At 45.6% G+C, this 21,393-nt stretch carries 18 protein-coding genes; all 18 read right to left on the minus strand.

All coding sequences use genetic code 11. The annotated features are described in order from the left end of the window. Positions 1-96: 96 nt before the first annotated feature. Complete coding sequence (locus tag DW121_RS14940; protein WP_117713163.1) at positions 97-639, minus strand: 2-oxoacid:acceptor oxidoreductase family protein; 543 nt, start codon at positions 637-639, stop codon at positions 97-99. Between the two features lie 22 nt (positions 640-661). Then, positions 662-1,423, minus strand: a complete 762-nt coding sequence (locus DW121_RS14945; RefSeq protein WP_117713162.1) for a thiamine pyrophosphate-dependent enzyme — start codon at positions 1,421-1,423, stop codon at positions 662-664. A 12-nt stretch (positions 1,424-1,435) separates the two neighbouring features. Further along, the gene (locus DW121_RS14950; protein ID WP_117713161.1) at positions 1,436-1,609 is read right to left on the minus strand and encodes a hypothetical protein; all 174 of its coding nucleotides are present in this window, start codon (positions 1,607-1,609) and stop codon (positions 1,436-1,438) included. Then, positions 1,606-2,691 (minus strand): 3-methyl-2-oxobutanoate dehydrogenase subunit VorB, encoded by a 1,086-nt coding sequence (locus DW121_RS14955; RefSeq protein ID WP_117713160.1) that lies wholly within the window; start codon positions 2,689-2,691, stop codon positions 1,606-1,608. The genes DW121_RS14950 and DW121_RS14955 overlap by 4 nt, the downstream gene beginning before the upstream one ends. A gap of 11 nt (positions 2,692-2,702) precedes the next feature. Further along, the gene (locus DW121_RS14960) at positions 2,703-2,930 is read right to left on the minus strand and encodes a ferredoxin family protein (protein WP_004289820.1); all 228 of its coding nucleotides are present in this window, start codon (positions 2,928-2,930) and stop codon (positions 2,703-2,705) included. A gap of 16 nt (positions 2,931-2,946) precedes the next feature. Further along, positions 2,947-3,222, minus strand: a complete 276-nt coding sequence (locus DW121_RS14965) for a tetratricopeptide repeat protein (protein WP_117713159.1) — start codon at positions 3,220-3,222, stop codon at positions 2,947-2,949. Between the two features lie 171 nt (positions 3,223-3,393). Continuing rightward, positions 3,394-4,797, minus strand: coding sequence for a glycoside hydrolase family 28 protein (locus DW121_RS14970; protein ID WP_118324348.1), 1,404 nt, complete (start codon positions 4,795-4,797; stop codon positions 3,394-3,396). A 210-nt stretch (positions 4,798-5,007) separates the two neighbouring features. Continuing rightward, positions 5,008-5,445, minus strand: a complete 438-nt coding sequence (rpiB, locus tag DW121_RS14975; protein WP_117713157.1) for a ribose 5-phosphate isomerase B — start codon at positions 5,443-5,445, stop codon at positions 5,008-5,010. Between the two features lie 19 nt (positions 5,446-5,464). After that, complete coding sequence (locus DW121_RS14980) at positions 5,465-7,474, minus strand: transketolase family protein (RefSeq protein WP_117713156.1); 2,010 nt, start codon at positions 7,472-7,474, stop codon at positions 5,465-5,467. 178 nt (positions 7,475-7,652) lie between these two features. After that, on the minus strand, positions 7,653-9,197 hold the full coding sequence (locus DW121_RS14985) for an alpha-N-arabinofuranosidase (protein WP_117713155.1): 1,545 nt from the start codon (positions 9,195-9,197) through the stop codon (positions 7,653-7,655). Positions 9,198-9,250: 53 nt separating this feature from the next. After that, positions 9,251-11,596: a glycoside hydrolase family 127 protein gene (locus DW121_RS14990; RefSeq protein WP_118324350.1), complete on the minus strand. Its 2,346-nt coding sequence runs from the start codon at positions 11,594-11,596 to the stop codon at positions 9,251-9,253. A 194-nt stretch (positions 11,597-11,790) separates the two neighbouring features. Continuing rightward, entirely contained in the window at positions 11,791-13,389 is a 1,599-nt protein-coding gene (locus tag DW121_RS14995; protein WP_118324352.1) for a xylulokinase, read from the minus strand. Positions 13,390-13,457: 68 nt separating this feature from the next. Beyond that, positions 13,458-14,966 carry an L-arabinose isomerase gene (gene araA, locus DW121_RS15000; protein ID WP_117713152.1) on the minus strand — a complete coding sequence of 503 codons (1,509 nt, stop codon included), beginning with the start codon at positions 14,964-14,966 and terminating at the stop codon, positions 13,458-13,460. 51 nt (positions 14,967-15,017) lie between these two features. Next, positions 15,018-15,704 carry an L-ribulose-5-phosphate 4-epimerase gene (locus DW121_RS15005; protein WP_117713151.1) on the minus strand — a complete coding sequence of 229 codons (687 nt, stop codon included), beginning with the start codon at positions 15,702-15,704 and terminating at the stop codon, positions 15,018-15,020. A gap of 5 nt (positions 15,705-15,709) precedes the next feature. Continuing rightward, positions 15,710-16,387, minus strand: coding sequence for an NUDIX hydrolase (locus DW121_RS15010; RefSeq protein ID WP_117713150.1), 678 nt, complete (start codon positions 16,385-16,387; stop codon positions 15,710-15,712). Positions 16,388-16,402: 15 nt separating this feature from the next. Then, on the minus strand, positions 16,403-18,145 hold the full coding sequence (locus DW121_RS15015) for a sodium:solute symporter family transporter (RefSeq protein ID WP_117713149.1): 1,743 nt from the start codon (positions 18,143-18,145) through the stop codon (positions 16,403-16,405). Between the two features lie 32 nt (positions 18,146-18,177). Further along, the gene (locus tag DW121_RS15020; RefSeq protein ID WP_117713148.1) at positions 18,178-19,317 is read right to left on the minus strand and encodes an aldose epimerase family protein; all 1,140 of its coding nucleotides are present in this window, start codon (positions 19,315-19,317) and stop codon (positions 18,178-18,180) included. Between the two features lie 164 nt (positions 19,318-19,481). Continuing rightward, entirely contained in the window at positions 19,482-21,386 is a 1,905-nt protein-coding gene (locus tag DW121_RS15025; RefSeq protein ID WP_118324354.1) for a family 43 glycosylhydrolase, read from the minus strand. Positions 21,387-21,393 lie beyond the last annotated feature (7 nt).

Here is a 21,393-nt window from a genome sequence, read left to right on the forward strand (position 1 = left end):
GTATCACTCAAAAATACATCATCCGTTTATAGTAAATACATCATCTGTTGAAGGCAAACACATCATCTGTTTGCCCTGAGCGGATGATGTGTTTTTTTACATTTCTTTAATCAGTTCCATGCCGCGCTTGATAGCCTCTTCATTCATCGGTATCAAGTGGTGGTGACGTTCGGGGAGTGTCTTTTTCAACCCCTTGATGACGTTCTCCAAAGTTACGATGGGAGCAATCTTCAACAGACCGCCCAGTACAATCATGTTGAATGCTTTGGCGTTGTTCATTTCGTTGGCGGCATCCATGGCATCGATACGGTAGACGTGGATATCCTTACGTGTGGGCGGGTTGATAATGCCGTAGCCGTCATAGATAAGCACACCGCCGGGTTTTACCTTACTCTCGAACTTCTCCAGCGAAGGTTGGTTCAGGATGATAGCCGCATCATACTTGCTCAGAATAGGTGAGGAGATTTTCTCGTCACTTACAATGACGGTAACGTTTGCCGTACCGCCGCGTTGTTCCGGTCCGTAAGCCGGCATCCAAGTCACCTCTTTGCCTTCCATCAGTCCGGAGTATGCCAAAATCTTTCCCATGGACAATACACCTTGTCCACCGAAGCCTGCTATAATGATTTCTTCTTTCATTGTTCTTCTGTTTTTAGCATCATTATTTATCTTTCAAGTCACCTAACGGATAGAAGGGGAACATATTCTCCTGCATCCATTTGTTTGATTTCTCCGGAGACATCTTCCAGCCGGAATTACAGGTAGAAACAATCTCTACGAGGTTGGAACCTTTGCCTGCCATGGAGTTCTCGAATGCCTTGCGGATGGCTTTCTTCGCTTTGCGGATGGCGGGAACGGTTTCCACACTCTGGCGGGTGACGTAGGCCGTACCTTCCAGTTGGGCGGCAATGTCGGCAATCTTCAGGGGATAACCGTGCAAGTGCACGTCGCGTCCGTAGGGGCTGGTAGAGGTCTTCATGCCCACAAGGGTAGTAGGAGCCATTTGTCCGCCGGTCATACCGTAGATGGCGTTGTTGATGAAAACAATGGTTATGTTCTCGCCGCGGTTCAGCGCATGGATTGTTTCGGCAGTACCGATACAAGCCAAGTCGCCGTCGCCCTGATAGGTAAATACCAAACGGTCAGGCCACAGGCGCTTGATAGCGGTGGCAAGTGCGGGAGCGCGTCCGTGAGCGGCTTCCTGCCAGTCGATATCTATATAATTGTAGATAAATACGGCGCATCCCACCGGGGAGATACCTACGGCCTTATCTTCCATTCCCATTTCTTCGATTACTTCGGCAATCAGTTTGTGAACCACACCGTGGCTGCATCCCGGGCAGTAGTGCATGGGATTATCGTTCATCAGAGTCGGTTTCTTGGCAACCAGATTCTCAGGTTTGATAATATCTTCTTTTGTCATAATCACTTCTCCTTATCTGTTGGTGAACCGTATGAAAAACTCCATGAGCTTTACGAATATAGCTGCGCCGCAAACGTATATAAATAGTTTGAAGTCGTCTCTTGCCGCAAAGTACACAATGATAGCCGCCAGGGCAAGTACCATGAAGAGGATATTCAGTACGTTTCTTATTTTATCAGGATTCATTTCTTAATCAGTTTTTCTTTCAATGCAATTACAATTTCATCCGGGTCGGGGACGATACCGCCGAGGCGTCCGAAGTGTTCCACATTCACTTTACCGTTTACAGCCAGGCGGACATCTTCAATCATCTGTCCGGCATTCAACTCGGTAACCAGCATACCTTTTACCTTGTCGGCATAGGCGGCAATGGCTTTGCTTGGGAACGGCCACAGGGTGATAGGACGGAGCATACCGACCTTGATACCTTCTTCACGGGCCAGTTCCATAGCTTTCTGACCGATGCGTGCCATAGAACCGAAGGCTACAATCAGGTATTCGGCATCGTCGCAATGAATCTCTTCGAAACGTACTTCGTTTTCTTCGATTTCCTTGTATTTGGCTTGGAAGCGGATGTTGTTCTTCTCCATTTCTTCCGGTTTCAGTTCCAGAGAGGTAATGACGTTGGGCTTGCGGCCGTTGGTTCTTCCGGTAGTGGCCCACGGGCATTGCTCGATAACTTCGGCATCCGTGCGGCGAGGTTTCTGTGCGGGGAGCACCACCTTTTCCATCATCTGGCCGATGACACCGTCGGCAAGGATAATAGCCGGGTTGCGGTACTTGAAAGCCAACTCAAAACCCAAACTTACGAAATCCGCCATTTCCTGTACGGAAGCGGGGGCGAGGGCGATGAGGCGATAGTCACCGTGACCGCCGCCTTTTACGGTCTGGAAGTAGTCGGCCTGGCTTGGCTGAATGGTTCCGAGTCCGGGACCGCCACGCATCACGTTTACAATCAGACACGGCAATTCTGCTCCGGCAATGTAGGAAATACCTTCCTGCTTGAGGCTGACACCGGGGCTGGATGAAGAGGTCATCACCATTTTTCCGCTTCCGGCGCCACCGTATACCATATTAATAGCTGCCACTTCACTTTCTGCCTGGAGCACTACCATGCCGGTGGTTTCCCAGGGTTTCAGTTCGGCAAGTGTTTCCAATACTTCTGATTGGGGAGTAATAGGATAACCGAAGTATCCGTCGGCGCCACAGCGAATGGCTGCATGGGCGATGGCTTCGTTTCCTTTCATTAATACAACTTCTTCTGCCATATTCTTCTTATTTATTCTACTTTTACTTTATAAACCGAGATACATCCGTCCGGACATACAGTTGCACACGAACTACATCCGTTACAGGTATCTTCCAATATCTGGTGGGCATAATTATACCCTTTTACATTCACCTCTTTGGTGAGGGCTATTACATTGAGCGGACAAGCCACGACACACAGGTTGCAGCCTTTGCAACGTTCGGTGTCTACTACGATTGCTCCTTTGATTTTTGCCATAATTACGTTCTTTTATTTATTGATTGTACATATCCTTATGAAAGAAATTCAGAATATCCATCACCATGTTGCGGGCTTGCCGGGCGGGACTGTCCGGATTGAGGTCAATGGCATATTGGTAGTTATTCAGCGCCTGCTGCCAGTTGCTCTGCTTGCGGTAAGCATTCCCCCGGAGGTAATAGGCTTCGTCCTTCTCGGGGAAATCGGTTTGAAGTATTTCGTCAAGCTGAAGGATGGCCTGCTCTATATTTCCCTGATTGATAAGCTCTTTTATGGTATTTAATTGCTCCATATCATTCTGAGTTCCGGATTATTGAAGTACAAAGATAGTTTTTATTTAAAGACAATAGTCAACTTATCTGCTAAAAATAAGAAAATAAGGGGAATAAATAGCCCGGAATCTTTATTGCTTTTTGTCACAATGTAAAGGTTCCGGGCTGAACTATATGAAAATGTGGTTGTCTTACTTTACAAGTTCTCCGTTTATATACAAATTCTTGAACGTAATGTCTTTTGCTCCTTTTATTTGATTACCTCCTTTTTCCACATTGTTAAAGCGGGAGTCTTCCACGCTTACGTTGTAAACGTGCTTGTTATCATCAAGTCCGATGATGAGAACGCCGAATTTGCTCTTTTCGCAAGTAACGTTCTTCAGATGTACGTTGCGTACGGTAGGAGTATAACCGCGGTTGCATTTCTCGCGGTTTTCGTATTGCAGGTTGATACGGAGTACGGCTTCACGACACTGACCGACAGTGACGTTGCGTACGAACACATTTTCTATCAATCCACCCCGGCAGGTACTGGTCTTGATGCGGATTACGCGGTCCAAGTCCGGACTGTCCATACGGCAGTTCTCTACGAATAAGTTTCGGTAACCACCGGATATTTCACTGCCGATAACTACACCTCCATGACCGTTTTTCATAAAACAGCCGCGTACAATGATATTTTCGCTGGGGATATTCCATTTACGACCGTCTTGGTTACGTCCGGATTTGATAGCTATACAGTCATCGCCCGTATCGAAAGTACAGTTCTCTATCAATACGTTTTTGCAGGATTCCGGGTCGCATCCGTCTCCGTTGGGACCGCGGTTGAACACGTGTACGCCGCGTACGATGAGGCTTTCACAGAATAATGGATGGATAACCCAAAACGGTGAGTTCAGCAGGGTGACATCTTCTATTAATACTGTGTTGCAAGAATAAAGGTTGATAAGCTGCGGACGCATACCGTCTTCGGGCTTCATGATACGTTTATAGATGGGAGTAGAGGTTTCACCGTACATTAGCAAACGCTCGCGTCCGCCATTGCGTTGGGCAACCATTCCTTCTTTCCAGCCATAGCGTGGTGCGCCACACATAGACCACCAAGTGTCATTGGAGCCTTGACCGTCAATCGTACCTTTACCGGTAATGGCGATATTGGTTTCGCCGTATGCATATATCAGCGGACGGGCGTTGTAGCAGTCCAAGCCTTCCCAACGGGTAATGACTGCAGGAAAATAAAGGCTTTGGTCGGTGGAGAATTTTAGTACGGCACCTTCCTCCACGTGGAAATTCACGTTGCTTTTTAGGGTGATAGGACCGGTAAAGAAAGTTCCTTTAGGCACTACCACTGTTCCGCCACCGTTCAGGCTGCATATTACAATGGCTTGGTTAATTGCTTCGTGGCAAGGATTGTCCGGAGTATCTGGTTTTGCACCAAAGTCTGTGATGAGATAAGTGCGATTTGGGAAAGAGGTTCTCTTGATTTGTTTTTCAATTTTAGCGCTTTCCTTGAAGGCTTTGTCAAAGTCTATCGGGTTGGCCATTGCCAGAGTTATCGATAGAAGGAGAGAAATGAATCCGATTGCTTTCTTCATGCGTTTTTCTTTTATGTTCTTAAAATGGTACTTAGATTACGTTGACAAAAATAGGAAAACTCTCCAAATGACAGAGATGAGTTTTTGATTGAAAGTGTGTAATAATTGATTGAGTTGAAGGGAAGCCGGCTTTGCGAGATAAAAAATATCCCGTGAGATGAATAAATGAATTCGTCTCACGGGATGAAATAGTTTGCTTTTAGCTGATAGCTATTCTTTTACAGGTATCTTTTCCACTCTCCGCTGGTGGCGTCCGCCTTCGAACGGAGTAGAAAAGAACTTGGTCATGATTTCATTCGCCTCTTGGTTGGTGATGAAACGTCCCGGCATAACAAGTACGTTAGCGTCGTTGTGCTGACGGGCAAGCCCGGCTATTTCTGCTGTCCAGCACAATGCGGCACGAATACCTTGGTGCTTGTTCAGCGTTATGTTGATTCCGTTTCCACTACCGCAGATAGCGATACCCGGATAGCACTCATCAGCTTCCACTGCCAGTGCCAACGGATGTGCAAAGTCGGGATAGTCCACACTTTCGGGAGAGTAAGTGCCGAAGTCTTTATATTCCCAGCCTTTGGCTTCGAGCCATTGCTTTACGTATTGTTTCAATGCGTATCCGGCATGGTCGGAACAGATTCCTATTGTTTTCATAATATAAATGACTCTTTTGTTAGATCATTGCTTTTACTTGCTTATATACATTTTCTGCAGTAAAGCCCAGCTTTTCGTCCAATACTTTGTAAGGAGCGGAGAAACCGAATGATTCCAGTCCCCAAACTTTACCATGAGCACCTACCAGACCTTCCAGTGTAACAGGTAAACCGGCTGTCAGGCCGAATACTTTTGCATTTGCAGGAATAATGCTTTCTTGATAACCCGGAGCTTGGCTGCGGAACAAACCTTCTGACGGAGCAGATACGATACGTAACTTGATACCGTCTTTGCGCAGCAGTTCTGCACCGGCTACCAGTGTAGATACTTCCGAACCGGAAGCTACAAGGATAATATCCGGATTTTCATCTGATCCGGCTACGATATAAGCACCTTTGGCTGTTTGGCTGTAGTCGTTTCCTGCGGGTAGATTGACGATATTCTGACGAGAGAAAATCAAAGCTGTCGGGGTAGATGTATTCTCCATTGCGAGTTTCCATGCTACGGTTGTCTCTTCTGCATCAGCCGGACGAAGTACCAACATTGAGTTGTGCCCCTTGTGGTTCTTCAGTTTTTCCATCAAGCGGATTTGAGCTTCCTGTTCTACCGGTTCGTGAGTAGGACCGTCTTCGCCTACACGGAATGCGTCGTGTGTCCAAATGAATTTAACCGGAACTTCCATTAGAGCGGCCATACGTACAGCAGGCTTCATGTAGTCGGAGAATACGAAGAATGTTCCGCAAGCGGGGATTACGCCGCCATGCAGAGCCATACCGATACAACAGCAAGCCATTGTCAGTTCGGATACGCCTGCTTGGAAGAATGCACCGCTGAAATCACCTTTCTTGAAGGCATGAGTCTTTTTCAAGAAACCGTCTGTCTTGTCAGAGTTGGACAAGTCGGCAGAAGCAACTACCATATTTTCCACTTGAGTGGCAAGAGCGCCAAGTACAGTAGCTGATGCAGCACGTGTAGCCGAATTGGCTTTTTGCTCGATAGCTGCCCAGTTTACTTCAGGAGCTTTACCGGAGAAGAAAAATTCCAGTTTGGCAGCTTTTTCCGGGTTAGCTTTAGCCCATGCGGCTTTGGCTGCATATTTTTCTGCCATGATTTTCTTCAGTTCGGTAGCACGTGTGGCATAAAGCTCGGCTACTTCCGGGAAGATAGTGAACGGGTTTTCAGGGTTGCCACCCAGATTCTTGATAGTATTTACGTAAGCATCACCGCCCAGAGGAGCACCGTGAGTAGCACAGTTGGCTTCATAACTGCTACCGTCTGCCTTGCGTGCGCCTTTACCCATAACGGTATGACCTATAATCAGTGTAGGACGTTCTGTCTCTGCTTTAGCTTCGTTGAGTGCGCCACGAATAGCATCTGCATCGTTACCGTCGATTTTGAGAACTTTCCAGCCCCATGATTCGTATTTCTTTGCAGTATCTTCAATGGTTACATCTTTTGTCTCGGTAGAGAGTTGGATGTCATTTGCATCATAGAACATGATGAGGTTGTCCAGACCCAGTGCACCGGCGATACGGCCTGCACCTTGTGAAATTTCTTCTTGAACGCCACCGTCGGAAATATATGCGTAAATTGTCTGGTTCATTACTTCTTCAAAACGAGCTTTCATGAACTTGGCTGCAATAGCTGCTCCAACGGCAAAAGTATGTCCTTGTCCCAACGGGCCGGAAGTGTTTTCAATGCCGCGTGCCAAGTCACGTTCGGGATGTCCCGGAGTAGGGCTGCCCCATTGGCGGAACTCTTTCAATTCGTCCAATGTGAATTTACCGGCCAGTGCCAATGTAGAATAAAGCATCGGTGACATATGTCCCGGATCGAGGAAGAAGCGGTCACGACCTTCCCAAGCTGGATTCTCAGGATCGTATACTAAGAACTCAGAGAAGAGTACATTCACAAAGTCTGCGCCTCCCATAGCACCGCCTGGGTGTCCGGAGTTCGCTTTTTCGACCATAGAAGCAGCAAGGATACGGATATTGTCCGCTGCGAGGTTCATAAGTTTCTTGTCGTTCATATTATTAAAATATTGTTATAATTTGAATATTCTACAAATGGATTGATTTCTTGCTTGTTAATTTTAACAGGGACAAAGATAACTCTTTATGCGTAATCCGCAACATAGAATGTGTCTCTTTTTTCTTGTCCCTGTTATTCGCTTATCGTTTTAATTACAATAAGCCTTTACCGCTGATTTACTGTAACTCAACAGTAACAATTGATTTGGCGGGAAGTTTTATTTTCATTACCCCTTTATTGATTTTTACCTCTTTGAAAGGAACTAATTTCACTTTGTCAGGGTTTTCAAAAGAATTGTAGTCAGTTATCTGTGCAGAAGTCAGCATTTCTCCCACAGCTTTTTTAGCTTGTACTCCCGGCAGATTTACAATAACTTCCTGCTCGTTATCTACATCAACGTTTGACAAAGAAATATGAATTTTTCCGTTCTTGTCTTTAGATGCTGTAGCGCTGATGAGGGGTAATGTACGGTTATCGCGTACGGTAACCTGCTTACAATTACCTTCAATGGGCAGATAAGTGGCATCCTGATGCACCTTGTACATCTTGAAAACATAATAGGTAGGGGTCAGTACCATATCTTTTCCTTTGGTCAGAATCATGGACTGAAGCACGTTGACAACCTGGGCGATGTTTGCCATTTTCAGACGATCGGTATATTTGTGGAAAATGTCAAGGGACAAGGAAGCAACAAATGCATCGCGCATTGTGTTTTGCTGGTAGAGATGTCCTCTGATAGTGCCGGGTTCTTCATCCCACCATGTTCCCCATTCATCGAGTAGAAGGGCTACATTCTTGTCTTTGTCATACTCGTCCATAATAGCGCAGTGCTTCTTCAGAACATCTTCTATTTCGCGGCATTTGCCCATAGTCCAGTAGTAATCGTCCTTGTTGAACTCTGTGGCAGAACCCTTGCTGCCACTCCAGCCGGTAACGGTGTAATAGTGGAGTGAAAGACCGTTCATACGGCTTCCTACACGGTCCATGAGGACTTTCGTCCAGTTATAATCATAATCGCTGGCGCCACTGGCTATTTTGAACAGGCGATTACTGTCATAGTTACGGCAGTAAGTAGAGTAGCGGCGATAGAGATCGGCATAGTATTCGGGACGCATACTTCCGCCGCAACCCCAGCTTTCGTTACCTACGCCGAGGTATTTCACTTTCCATGCTTTGTCACGACCATTCTTCCGACGCAGGTTTGCCATCGGAGAGTCACCGTCGGAAGTCATATATTCTACCCACTTGGCAAGTTCCTCAACAGTTCCGCTGCCTACGTTTCCGCTAATATACGGTTCACAGTTCAGCATTTCGCAGAGGTTAAGAAATTCGTGTGTCCCGAAGCTGTTGTCTTCGATAGTGCCACCCCAGTTATTGTTTACCATTTTGGGACGGTTTTCTTTGGGACCGATACCGTCCATCCAGTGATATTCATCGGCAAAACAACCGCCCGGCCAGCGAAGAACGGGAACCTGAAGTTCTTTCAAGGCGTTGAATACATCAGTACGGTAACCTTTGATATTAGGTATATCGGAATTCTCTCCTACCCAAAGTCCTCCATAGATACAAGTACCCAAGTGCTCGGCAAACTGGCCGTAGATTTCTTTAGGAATAACTTGTGTGCCTTGGTCGGCATGAAGCGTAATTGTAGCACTCTGTTGTGCAGACAAAGATACAGATGCAGCTAATAAAACACTGCTGAATAATAGTTTGTTTCTCATAACGGTTATAGTTATATGATGTGAGTAAATATATGTATGAATAAATTTAGCACTTATTTAAGTAAACGGATTTCATAGATAGCGGGAGTCCATTCTGTTTCATCCGGACTGAACCGTATCGGATAATTGCCGGCGCTTAATTTCCGAGACAAGGGGTAACAGACTGTTATGAAACCCTCTTTATCAGGTTCGCTGATTGTAGGATTAACGGTCAGTTTCTCATTGTTAAGGAGAATTGAGACTTTCATTTTATCTTCTTTTCGTGTGACAATCATCAGTCGACCGGCTTCTTCTTTTACTTTCAGATTATAACTGAACCAACTTTTGGCACGTCGGAAATGACGGTCTTTGTTTGTTCCTGCCTCCGCTTGCTCGTATTGGATGCCATGATCAGATTCCGGTTGTTGCTCACCGGGGAAAATGATGTCTACCGTTTGATTGGCAAGTTCCATGGCTTTGCGTTCTTTCAGTTCCATTTCTTTACGGATGCTTTCTGCCTCTGTTTGGGTCACCCGATGGAAATAAATCGCATAACGGGAATCGTGCAGGCGGAAGAAAGGTATCAGCTTCAGCGCTTCTTTCTGTGCCGGGTACACACTTCCGGTATAGTTGAATGATAGCTGTTTGTCATCTGTCTTTCGGACTGCTTGGGACAGTGATTCGGAAGAACCTATCAGCATCGGTATTTTCTCCAGAGATACTTGCTTGCCGTGAGCAATGTGTCCGCCACGGCTGTCATCTGCATAGAGTCCGTCCATATTTTCGGTACCGGTAGGGTTGGCAAGTACGACAGGCCCGTACATAAAAGCATAGAACTGTTCTTGGTCGGGTATTTGTTCCAGAGTAACCTGCATCGGTAGGTTCAGGGTGATTTCATCTCCGGCTTTCCATTTACGATGAATTGTCAGATATTCTCCCGGTTGGGCTGTTATATCCTGTACTTTGCCATTAACGGAAACACTTGCTCCTTTTGCCCATGCCGGATAACGGAACTTAAAGCTGAATGCTTTCTTAGTGCTTTTCTCCACCCGGAATCTGATTTGTTCTTCATCGGGGAAACGGCTCTCTTGTGCGAGCACCAGATTTTTCTCCTTCCAAGTCAAGCGGGAGGGGATGAATAGGTTTATATACAAGGTATCCTCGGTATGGGCATAAATGAACTCTCCGTATTTAGTGTGGTTCTCCAGTCCGGAACCTACGCAGCACCACATGGATGTTTCCGGCTGCGAATAAACGCGATAGTGTCCCGAACGCATAGGGGTGAAGTAAACAAAGCCACCTTTTGCCGGCTGCTGGGAGGCAAGGATATGGTTATATAGGGCACGTTCGTAATAATCGGCAAAGCGGCTGTCGGGAGAGCTTTGGAAAAGCATCTTCGTCAAGCGAAGCATATTGTAAGTGTTGCAGGTTTCAGGACCTTGCACATCATTGAGCATGGATGTGAAGTTGTCTGCCGGATGAAAATGCTCACGCACACTGTTACCGCCGATACAGACGGAACGATGCTTGACAACCGTATTCCAGAAGAAATGTGCGGCATGATCCCAATCATGGTCTTGGGTGAGATCGGCGATACGTTTGTAGCCGATGACTTTCGGTATTTGTGTGTTGGCGTGCATACCTGTCAGACAATCTTCGTCTTTGGTGAGAGGTTCGAGAAGCGTCTTATGGGAGAATTTGCGTGCCAGTTCTAAATACTTCTTGTCACCTGTGATGTCGGCAACATCGGCAAATGTTTCATTCAGTCCTCCGTGTTCACTGCGTAGCATATCTTGCATTTGCTCGTCTGTGAGTCCTGACGTAATATCCGCCATCCAGTCTGTGAGGGCAATCAACATTTGACGGGCGAGATCGCTCCCTGCATAAAGGTAAGCATCACGAAGTCCGGCATAAGTCTTGTGTATATTATACAGGGGAACCCATTTGCCGTTAAGGTTGAAACTTCCGGCATGGATGTTCCCTTCTTTTATTTCTTTCCAAAGTTGCAGGCTTCCGGGGGTTCCTCCGATGAATCCTGTGCCTACAGCTTGTTGTGCACGATATAACTCGTCCAGCATATAATTCAGTCTATTGTATACGGTTGTGTCTCCGGTAGCGGCATACATCATGGAGAGTGCGGAAATATAATGTCCGCCGATATGCCCGTCCAGTCCGGTATTTTCCCAATTGGTATAACTTGGCGCTTTAGGGGTGAGCCCGGCTTCGCGCAGAAAAGGGGCGAGTAGTTTGTCCGGATTCATAGCCATTATGTAATGTAAGTCGGTCTGCTGTGCTTGTAAGAAAGGGCTTTCCAACAGCTTGACATCTTGAAGGGGGAAATAGGACACTTCTTGTCTGGTTTGAGCTTTCCCGGTTAAAAGAAAGAAGAAAAGTAGTAGACAGGTGAGTGATGATTTCATTGTATCAGGTATTTATAGTATGAAGAATAACTTTGTGTATGTGAACGAATGTATCGGGAGTTGCTTTGATGCCGACAGCACCCATGTGGCAGTCAAAAGTTTCTCCCGCTACGATTACGTTCATTATTGTTCCTAAGCCTTTACCTTTTATTCGAGAAAGTATTCTTTTAAGGCAGCCGGCTGTTTTATAGGAATTACTTTTTAAATTTAACAGCTGCTTCCTCAACGGGTAAGGCTGCTATGTAGTTTTCTATGTATGTGTTGAAGCCTTCTACATCTTCAGCTGTCGGTGATACCTCAATACCGGCATCGCCTGCAAACACTTTTTCATCCAGAAAATCGGCAAGAGTTTGTTGCTTGTCGTTGTTCACAAGATAAGAGCCAAGTAGAGCAATACCCCAAGCACCACCTTCACCGGCTGTTTCCATAACGGAAATAGGTGAGTTTATGGCTGCGGCGAGGATTTTCTGACCTACACCTTTGGTCTTGAACAAACCGCCATGTCCTGTGATTCTGTCAACTTTGATTTTTTCTTCCTTGAACAAAATGTCATTGCCGATTTTGAGAACTCCTACTGCAGCATGCAGATGGGCTCTCATAAAGTTAGCGAGATTGAACTTGTCGTTTGCCGAGCGTACAAACAGCGGTCGTCCTTCTGCAAGTCCTGTTACCGGTTCGCCGGAAATGTAATTGTAAGAGATAAGACCACCGCAATCCGCATTGCCTGTGAGTGCATGGTTATAGAGTTTGCCGTATACTTCATCCATATCTACGGGAATACCCAGCAACTCTTGATACTCTTTGAATAAGTTAACCCATGCGTTGAGGTCGGAAGTACAGTTATTGCAATGTACCATGGCTACAAGGCTTCCGTCAGGAGTTGTTACCATATCGATCATTTCGTATGGCTTTGACAAGTCTTTCTCTAAAACAATCATAGAGAATGATGATGTACCTGCCGATACGTTCCCAGTACGTTGCTTTACAGCATTGGTTGCAACCATTCCTGTACCTGCGTCCCCTTCGGGCGGGCATACCGGTATTCCGGCTTTCAGATGACCTGATACGTCAAGCCTTTTGGCGCCTTCCGGTGTGAGGAAGCCTGCATTTTTACCTGCCGGCAACACTTTGGGCAGGATGTCCAAGAGTTTCCAGTCATAGCCTTTCGGGGCAACCAGCTTATCAAACTTAGCTACCATTTCTGCGGAATAGTCCTTAGTGGCGGGATCTATGGGAAGCATACCCGATGCATCACCTATACCCAATACCTTTTGGCCGGTTATTTGCCAATGAACGAATCCTGCAAGGGTGGTCAGATAGTCAATGTCTTTAACATGTTCTTCATTATCCAGAACTGCTTGGTACAGATGAGAAATACTCCATCTCAATGGAATATTGTAGACAAACAATTCGGATAAAGCTGCGGCTGCTTGGGCAGTATTGGTGTTTCTCCATGTGCGGAACGGAACGAGAATTTCTTCTTTCCTGTCGAATGCCATATAACCATGCATCATGGCACTGACACCGATTGCAGCCAGAGTCTCTATTTCTGTATCGTATAAGCTCTTTACGTTTGCACGGAGGTTTGCATAGCAATCCTGCAGTCCGTACCAGATAGCTTCGACGCTATATGTCCAAAGTCCGTCAACCAATTGGTTTTCCCAAGTATGGCTTCCCTGAGCAATGGGCTTATTTTCCTGGTCAATCAAAACAGCTTTTATTCGTGTCGAACCGAACTCTATGCCGAGGACGGCTTTGCCTGTTTCGATGGTTGATTTTGCATCTGTTTTCATAAGTAATAATTCAAAGTAAATATAAAGTATGTGTCAAAACATACTGTTTTGACACATACCCGGGATTTTTAGCAAAGCGCTTTATTCAACATATAGTATACCTCATTCATGCGTAATTCTTTCTTGAACTCGCTGATAGTGGTATTCTCGTCGATAACAATCATTTCAATACCTGCCATTTCTGCAAAGTCTTCCCAATATTCTACGGTAAGGTCGTAAGAGAAGCTGGTGTGGTGTGTACCGCCTGCCAGAATCCATGCGGCAGCACCTACTTCGAGGTTAGGCATCGGAATCCACAAGGCACTTGCTACAGGAAGTTTCGGCAACGGTTTGCTCTTGATACATTCCACTTTATTTACGATGAGACGGAAACGGTTACCCAAGTCTACAATAGTTGCAGCTACACCTTCACCTTGTTTGCTGGTGAATACAAGACGGGCTGTTTCGCTGTCGATACCGATGCTTAGACGGTGTACTTCCAATTTCGGCTTCTGCTCAGCTATCAGCGGGCAAACTTCCAACATATGTGCTTGCAGAATGGCGCTCTTGTCACCGTCAAAGTTCAGCGTATAGTCTTCAAGGAAAGAACATCCGTTAGGCATGCCTTGACTCATGAACCAAGTCGTACGGTAGAGGGCGGCTGTTTTCCAGTCACCTTCTGCTCCAAAACCGTAACCTTCTGCCATCAGTCTCTGAGATGCCAGACCGGGGATTTGGTCAAAATCGCCTAAATCGTTGAAGTTGGTTGTGAAACCTTTAGCGCCTGTGTCTTTCAATACACGACGAATAGCGATTTCAGCTTTTGCAGAGTTCCATACTTTGGTATAAGCCTCTGTACCTTCTTTTTCGAGTGCGGCATCGTGGTCGTAAAGTTTGAAGTATTCGGCTACGAGTGCTTTTACATCAGCATCATCAACAGCGTTATAATAAGTCATAACATCGTTGATAGGATAGTAGTCCACGTGGTAGCCCAGTACTTGTTCGGCACTCACCTTATCACCGTCTGTAACGGCTACGTTGTTCATCTGGTCACCGAAGCGGATGATGAGCATATCTTGTGCATCAGCCCATGCGGCAGCTACGCGCATCCATGCAGCAATCTGTTTCTGTGCTTTTTCATCTTGCCAGTGTCCTACAACTACCTTGCGGTTTTTGCGCATACGGGTAACGATATGGCCGAATTCACGGTCACCGTGAGCTGATTGGTTCAGGTTCATGAAGTCCATATCCATTGTCTCCCAAGGAATTTCTTTGTTGAATTGTGTATGGAAATGCAGTAACGGTTTCTTCAATTCCTGTAGACCGTGAATCCACATTTTGGCAGGAGAGAAAGTGTGCATCCAAGTGATGACACCGATACACTTTTCATCGTTGTTGGCGGCTTTGAAGGCTGCGGTTACTTCTTTGGAAGAGTTTACCGTGCCTTTATATACCACTTTTACCGGCAGGCGACCGGAATCATTCAAGCCTTTTACCATTTCGTTACTGTGTGCGTCTACTGCGATAACTGCGTCACCTCCGTAAAGAAGCTGTGCTCCTGTTACGAACCATACTTCATATTGATCAAATGCGTTCATACTGTTTTTAATTTAATTGGTTTTCTTATACTTTTACTTTATCTTTTATACTTATTTCTGTCCATAGTAAGCATTGGGGCCATGTTTACGGCTGAAATGCTTTTCTACCAGTAAAGGATTCATGGTCAGTTGCGGGTTGACAGCATAGGCTATCGAAGCCATTTTGGCAACTTGCTCCATAACTACGGCATTATGTACCGCATCGTGTGCATCTTTTCCCCAAGAAAAAGGACCATGATTTTTTACCAGTACTCCGGGGGTATGAACCGGGTTCAATCCTTCGAAACGTTTTACGATAACATTGCCGGTTTCCTGTTCATAAGCTCCTTTTACTTCCTCTTCCGTCATATCGGCAGTGCAGGGAATGGCATCATGGAAATAGTCAGCGTGGGTAGTTCCTATGTTGGGTATATCACAACCCGCCTGTGCCCAAGCGGTTGCATAGGTAGAATGTGTATGTACCACACCGCCGATTTCCGGAAATGCTTTGTAGAGTACTACGTGGGTAGGGGTGTCAGAAGAAGGTTTCAATTTGCCTTCCACTACGTTTCCGTCGAGGTCGACAACAACCATGTCTTCCGCTTTCATATCATCATAGCTTACTCCACTGGGTTTGATGACGACCAAGCCTGTTGCGCGGTCAATGGCCGATACATTTCCCCATGTGAAGATAACGAGTCCATGCTTCACCAAATCAAGGTTGGCACGAAATACTTTTTCTTTCAGTTCTTCTAACATAATGATTAAATTTTAAACTTCGGTGCCTTGCGGTATGCCTTTTCGTTGAATTTGTATAGGGCGGCACCGCGTTTGGAACTTGTTTTATCAATTTTATCCGTTTTTTCTATATAATCCATTTCGGCTATCCGTTTGCGGAAGTTCCGCTTGTCGATGTCTTCGCCGTAAATGGCTTCGTACAGGCTTTGCAGTTGCGAGAGCGTAAACAACTGAGGCAACAAGTTAAAACCGATAGGTTCGGTAGATGCTTTCTGTTGCATCAATGCACGTGCTTGCTCCACCATTGCAGCATGGTCAAAGATGAGTGGCGGCAGCTCATTGATGTTTACCCAAAAAGCGTTGTGCTGCTGTACTAAGTCCCTGTCGTATTCATTGATATTGACCAGCGCATAGTAGGCAACGGATATAACCCGTTCACCGGGGTCGCGGTCAATAGCGCCGAAAGAACCGACCTGTTCCATATAGACGTTGTCCAGTCCTGTCAGTTCGGCGAGAACCCGTTTGGCTGCATCGTCCACGCTTTCGCTCTCTTGGACAAACCCGCCCATTAATGACCAGTTGCCCATTGCCGGTTCGAAGTTTCTTTTCAGCAACAACAAGTTTAGTTCTCCTTCGTTAAAGCCGAAAATGATGCAGTCGACAGCTATATAGAACTTGGGATTTATATTATAATAATTCGTCATTTTATAATATTTTGATTACCAGAAATACGCATAGAACAGAGCACAAAGAATAACTACGCCCAAAGAAGCGATTACATCCCATTTGTTCCAACTCTGTCTAATCAGCTGCTTATAACTGCCGGTAAAAGTAATAGCTTCTATCTGCTGGGCGGTAGGTTTCGGAGTGAAGAATGACACTACAACCATTAGTGCGATAAGGAAAACAAGCAACCATATTTCGAAGATAAGCCAGTTTGTCTGCCAGAACCAAGTGGTATATTCCCAATACCAACCGGACATAACATCTTTGCCTGTGTTGGTAAGAATATTGGTAAGCAAGCGTACCATACCGATAATAAATCCTATAATCATAGCAGCTTCACCGGCTTTCGGAGTAATTCGTTTAGAGAATATACCCATAGCAAATACAGCTACCATTGCCGGAGCAAGTAATGACTGAATACCTTGCAGGTAATCATAAAGACTGCCGAGACTCATCATTACCGGAATCCATGCCATACCGAGGATGACTACTACTACTGTAGCCACACGACCTACTAACACGTATGTAGCTTCACTCTTTCCCTTGCACATCGGTTTGTAGAAGTCTTCAGTGAAGAGCGTGGCACAAGAGTTGAAAAATGCTGCCAATGATGCGACTAATGCACAAATGAAGCCAATTGTTACAATGCCCTTTACTCCGGCAGGCAGTACGTCTTTTACCATAACAGCGAAAGCTGCATCCGTGTTGGACATATCAAATTCTCCTTTGGCAGCCAAAGCAGCTGCTACCATACCCGGAATGAGGAACATGAATACAGGCAGAATCTTAAAGTAACCGGCTGCAATACTACCTCGGCGGGCACGTTTCATAACCACATCATTGGCTTCTCCTTTACGTTGTCCGAGTACACGTTGCACAATGTGTTGGTCTGTGCACCAATACCAGAATCCGATAATGGAAGCACCAATGAATACCCAAAAACCGGGATATTCCTGATACATCGGGTCAGCTTCGCTCCAATGGAACATATGGTTGGCACCGTAAGCTTGTCCGTCTGTACCTACGTTCATTGCATTGCGTGCGTGATCCATCATTTCTGTCCAGCCGGTAGCGATACTTCCTCCACCCAAAGCGGATAACCCTAAGAAAAGTACAAGGAAAGAACCGATAATCAGGATAGGGGTCTGGATAGCAGAAAGAGTCATAACTCCTTTCATTCCGCTCAATACAGTGAAAATACCAGTAAGAACAATCAAACCGATAGCTCCGTACCAGAAAGGAAGCCCCAAAAGAAATTCCAGGAATATACCCCCTGTATAGGCTGTTACACTGACTTTAGTCAATATATAAGCAATCAGCGTAATAATGGAAAGCCATGAACCTGTACGCGGTGTATAGCGATATTTTAAGAAATCGGGCATTGTAATGATTTTGCCCATTTTGTTATTTAATAATTGATAGAAAGGGACGAAAAGCCATCCTAAGAGCAGGATCATCCAGCCTTGCATTTCCCAGTGGGCCATACCTACTCCTGACTTAGCGCCGGTACCGGCCAATCCTACCAAATGTTCTGAGCCAATGTTGGCTGCAAAAATAGCTGCACCAATGATGTACCAAGGCTCTCCCTTACCAAACAGGTAGTCTTCACTGCTTGCTCCTTGTTGCATACGTTTGTCCTTCTGTACGGCACGCCATACAGCCCATATCACAGCCATAATGCCGACAATGAGAATTGTCCAGTCGAGCCATATAAACTCATTTGAATTCCAGTTCATTTTGTTTTATGTTTTTAGTGTTAAACTTAAAGTTATTTTTCTACTGAGAATTTGAAAATACATTCACTGTTGTAAGTTTGTCCCGGTTCCAGGATTACAGAAGGCCACTGCGGCTTGTTGGGGCTGTCCGGATAATGTTGTGTTTCCAAACATACGGAAGCGCGCTGATTGTAAACGATACCTTTTTTGCCCTTTACGGTTCCGTCCAAGAAGTTACCTGTATATACTTGGATACCCGGTTCGTCAGTATAGACTTCCAAGCTGATACCGCTTTCGGGGGAAGTTAATTTGGCTGCAAGCTGTTTTACGTCTCCGTTGGTGTTCAGTACCCAGTTATGGTCGTATCCGTTACCGTATTTCAATTGTATGAAGTCAAAATTGGTAATATCCTGGCCTACTGCTTTGGGAGTAGTAAAATCCATGGGAGTATCTTTCACCGGCACTATTTCTCCGGTAGTCATGTAAGTGCGGTCTACGGGGGTGTAGCTGTCTGCATTCACATATAAGATATGATCTGTGGCAGCTTTAGAGGGGTCACCGGACAGGTTGAAATAAGAATGGTTTGTCATGTTGATAACCGTTTTCTTGTCTGTAGTGGCACTGTATTTAATATCTATGGCATTATCGTCTGTCAGTTTGAAGAGCACTTTGGCAGTCAGGTTACCCGGGAAGTTTTCGTCTCCGTCCGGAGAAACTCGTGTCAGTTCCAATGTCGTTTCATCAATGGGATTGGCTTCATATACTTGGTATTGCCATCCTTTGGGACCACCATGCAGGCAGTGCCCGAAGTTGTTTTTCGGTAATTGAATCGTATCTCCGTCCAACACAATTTTACCTTGATTGATTCTGTTGGCATAGCGTCCGATGGATGCACCGAAATCGCTTGGAATGTTTATGTAGTCGGCTATACTGTCGAAACCGAGAACAACGTCTTTCATCTCACCGTTTTTGTCAGGAACCATAATAGATACAATACGACCGCCGAAGTTGGTGATACATACTTCCATGCCTGACTTATTCTTTAGGGTATAAAGATTGGTCTGGGCATCGTTCACTACAGTTTGGAATTTTGTCGGGTTAAGACCGGAAAGGGTAAGTTCCGTTTGATTTTTTGGGGCGCAGGCGGCCAACATTAATGTAGCCATTCCGGCAATAAAAATGTGATTCTTCATGGTGTTATTTAATTTGAAAATTAGATTCTTATCTTCTTTCGGGTGTAAAAGTAACACTTTTATTTGGTGTAAGATGTACACTTTAATATGTTATGTAACATAAAAGAAAGAAACAGCCTTGAAAATTGTATATTTCAAAGCTGTTTCAGTGTATCAAAGGATACTTATTTTATTTTCTTGCCCCAATAAGTCTTATTATTTCCATAAGCGGCATAGACAATAGTATGTGTTCTCGGACTGGCTTCCCAATCTACCTCTCGTTGCAGGTAGAGGTCGATACCGTTGACTGTCAGAATTTGATTCTCTGCATCATAGCTCCATGTACTGCCTTTCCATGTTCCTTCAGTTACGGTGTGGTCGGCTGCCAGTGTCATGGTTACTGATTCTTTTTGAACTTCGTAACTGTAGGACAGGTCTATGTGTTCCCAGTTTCCAATCAGTTCTTCTTCTGTGACGGTTGCTTGCGGAACAGCTCCGTAACGTTCGGGCATAACCAGAGGCCAGCCGTCTTTTGTCCAACGTATGCTACGCACATGTCCCATCATAATGGCGTTATCTATACTTTCCGGAAGGCGTGCCTGTGAAGCATAGTACCAGTTGCCGTTACCGTCATCAAAGATAGCGCAGTGCGAAATGCCTACCCAACCGTCGCTGTTTTGGAACTTGTACGGGTGAGTTACTACCGGAAGCATATCAGCTCCTTCAGTTACGTTTGCGCCGTCAATACCGAGGTATGGACCGGTGATGCTTTTGGAACGACATACACGTGTATTGTAAGGTATAGCCAATGCATCATAAGCTACGAACAGATAATAATATCCGGTTTCGGCATTGTAAATGATTTCCGGTCCCTCACTGGCTTGCCAACGGCTGTTGCCGCGGGTTGCTATAATCTGTCCGTATTCTGCCGGAGTATTTCCTTCAGCCCAAGGTACGCCTAAGCTTTGTTTCGGCATTCCTGTTTCGGCATCCAGTTCCATAGCTGCGATACCGCTGTGCCATGAACCGTATATCAACCAATGCGCACCTTCCGGAGTAATGATGTAGGAGGGGTCAATGGCATTCCATTTGAAGTAAGCATTCCAGTCTGTCAATGCAGGACGGGTCCAGTCCATTCCTTTATCGGAAGAGGAACATACTACCATTCCTTTGTCGGTCCATTCATTGCTTGCAGGGTCAGATGTTTCCATCAATCCGATGAAAGCGCGTTCGGTCCATGAATTATCAAAATCGGCTTCCGTATTTTCCGCACCTGTTTTGATATAGTTATTTATTACGATGGAGTAGTACATACGGTACAAGCCGTCTTTTACCTTGCGTACAACAGGAGCCCAATATCCGTAGGATGGTTCGGCAATAGCTTCCAGTCCCATTGTTGCTCTGTATTCATTGAGCTTTTCTTTTACCCATGCAGGAATTTCCAACATAGTTCCACCCAGATATTCCCAGTTCACGAGGTCTTTGGAGCGTCGTGCATGGAAGTGACCTCCGTATTCGTGTACATTACCATAAGAAGCGTCAGTCTGATACATATAATAATATCCGTCTTCGGCAAGCATTACAGAAGGGTCGTGCACATTGGCAAGGTTCCATTGGTTGCGCATTGTCCATGCGGAAATATTCTTATAGTTATCGGCGTATGCCGGTGCTTCATAAGCAGCGAGCGCTTCATCAAGCGTTCCCTCTGCAAGGGTAAGGCTGAATTCAGGTGAGTAAACCACGTCTCCCTGATATACACCGGCAAAGGCACGTACATGGTAAGTGGTCTGCGGAGCCAATCCCTCGAGTGTGGCGGATAATATTCCGTTGGTAACAGAACCTTTTACTGTAGAGTTGTAAATGGTAGGTGTTGCGGTTTTGCTATAACAGAACCCGGCGCTTGTATAGCGCACATCATCGCGGATATTGAATACGGTACTGAGCACAGCACTTGTTGAAGTTATATCGGCAGCTGCGGGTACTTCCATTTTGATGCCGGATGTCCCGTAGTCAACTTCATCGTCGCTGCACGCTCCCCAAAGGAGAGCGGCTGCGAACAGAGTGATTAGATATTTATAATGTTTGGTCATGATTCAA

The organism is Bacteroides sp. AM10-21B (assembly GCF_003472565.1).
Taxonomy (GTDB): Bacteria; Bacteroidota; Bacteroidia; order Bacteroidales; family Bacteroidaceae; genus Bacteroides; species Bacteroides propionicigenes.

Bases quoted from the DNA above. Each gene is read 5' to 3' on its own strand.
- DW121_RS15010 (WP_117713150.1), bottom strand. From the start codon at position 16,387: ATGACGAATTATTATAATATAAATCCCAAGTTCTATATAGCTGTCGAC.
- DW121_RS14985 (WP_117713155.1), bottom strand. From the start codon at position 9,197: ATGAGAAACAAACTATTATTCAGCAGTGTTTTATTAGCTGCATCTGTA.
- DW121_RS14970 (WP_118324348.1), bottom strand. From the start codon at position 4,797: ATGAAGAAAGCAATCGGATTCATTTCTCTCCTTCTATCGATAACTCTG.
- DW121_RS14955 (WP_117713160.1), bottom strand. From the start codon at position 2,691: ATGGCAGAAGAAGTTGTATTAATGAAAGGAAACGAAGCCATCGCCCAT.
- DW121_RS14940 (WP_117713163.1), bottom strand. From the start codon at position 639: ATGAAAGAAGAAATCATTATAGCAGGCTTCGGTGGACAAGGTGTATTG.
- DW121_RS15025 (WP_118324354.1), bottom strand. From the start codon at position 21,386: ATGACCAAACATTATAAATATCTAATCACTCTGTTCGCAGCCGCTCTC.
- rpiB (WP_117713157.1), bottom strand. From the start codon at position 5,445: ATGAAAACAATAGGAATCTGTTCCGACCATGCCGGATACGCATTGAAA.
- DW121_RS14980 (WP_117713156.1), bottom strand. From the start codon at position 7,474: ATGAACGACAAGAAACTTATGAACCTCGCAGCGGACAATATCCGTATC.
- DW121_RS14950 (WP_117713161.1), bottom strand. From the start codon at position 1,609: ATGAATCCTGATAAAATAAGAAACGTACTGAATATCCTCTTCATGGTA.
- DW121_RS14945 (WP_117713162.1), bottom strand. From the start codon at position 1,423: ATGACAAAAGAAGATATTATCAAACCTGAGAATCTGGTTGCCAAGAAA.
- DW121_RS14965 (WP_117713159.1), bottom strand. From the start codon at position 3,222: ATGGAGCAATTAAATACCATAAAAGAGCTTATCAATCAGGGAAATATA.
- DW121_RS14995 (WP_118324352.1), bottom strand. From the start codon at position 13,389: ATGAAAACAGATGCAAAATCAACCATCGAAACAGGCAAAGCCGTCCTC.
- DW121_RS14960 (WP_004289820.1), bottom strand. From the start codon at position 2,930: ATGGCAAAAATCAAAGGAGCAATCGTAGTAGACACCGAACGTTGCAAA.
- DW121_RS15005 (WP_117713151.1), bottom strand. From the start codon at position 15,704: ATGTTAGAAGAACTGAAAGAAAAAGTATTTCGTGCCAACCTTGATTTG.
- DW121_RS14990 (WP_118324350.1), bottom strand. From the start codon at position 11,596: ATGAAATCATCACTCACCTGTCTACTACTTTTCTTCTTTCTTTTAACC.
- DW121_RS15020 (WP_117713148.1), bottom strand. From the start codon at position 19,317: ATGAAGAATCACATTTTTATTGCCGGAATGGCTACATTAATGTTGGCC.
- araA (WP_117713152.1), bottom strand. From the start codon at position 14,966: ATGAACGCATTTGATCAATATGAAGTATGGTTCGTAACAGGAGCACAG.
- DW121_RS15015 (WP_117713149.1), bottom strand. From the start codon at position 18,145: ATGAACTGGAATTCAAATGAGTTTATATGGCTCGACTGGACAATTCTC.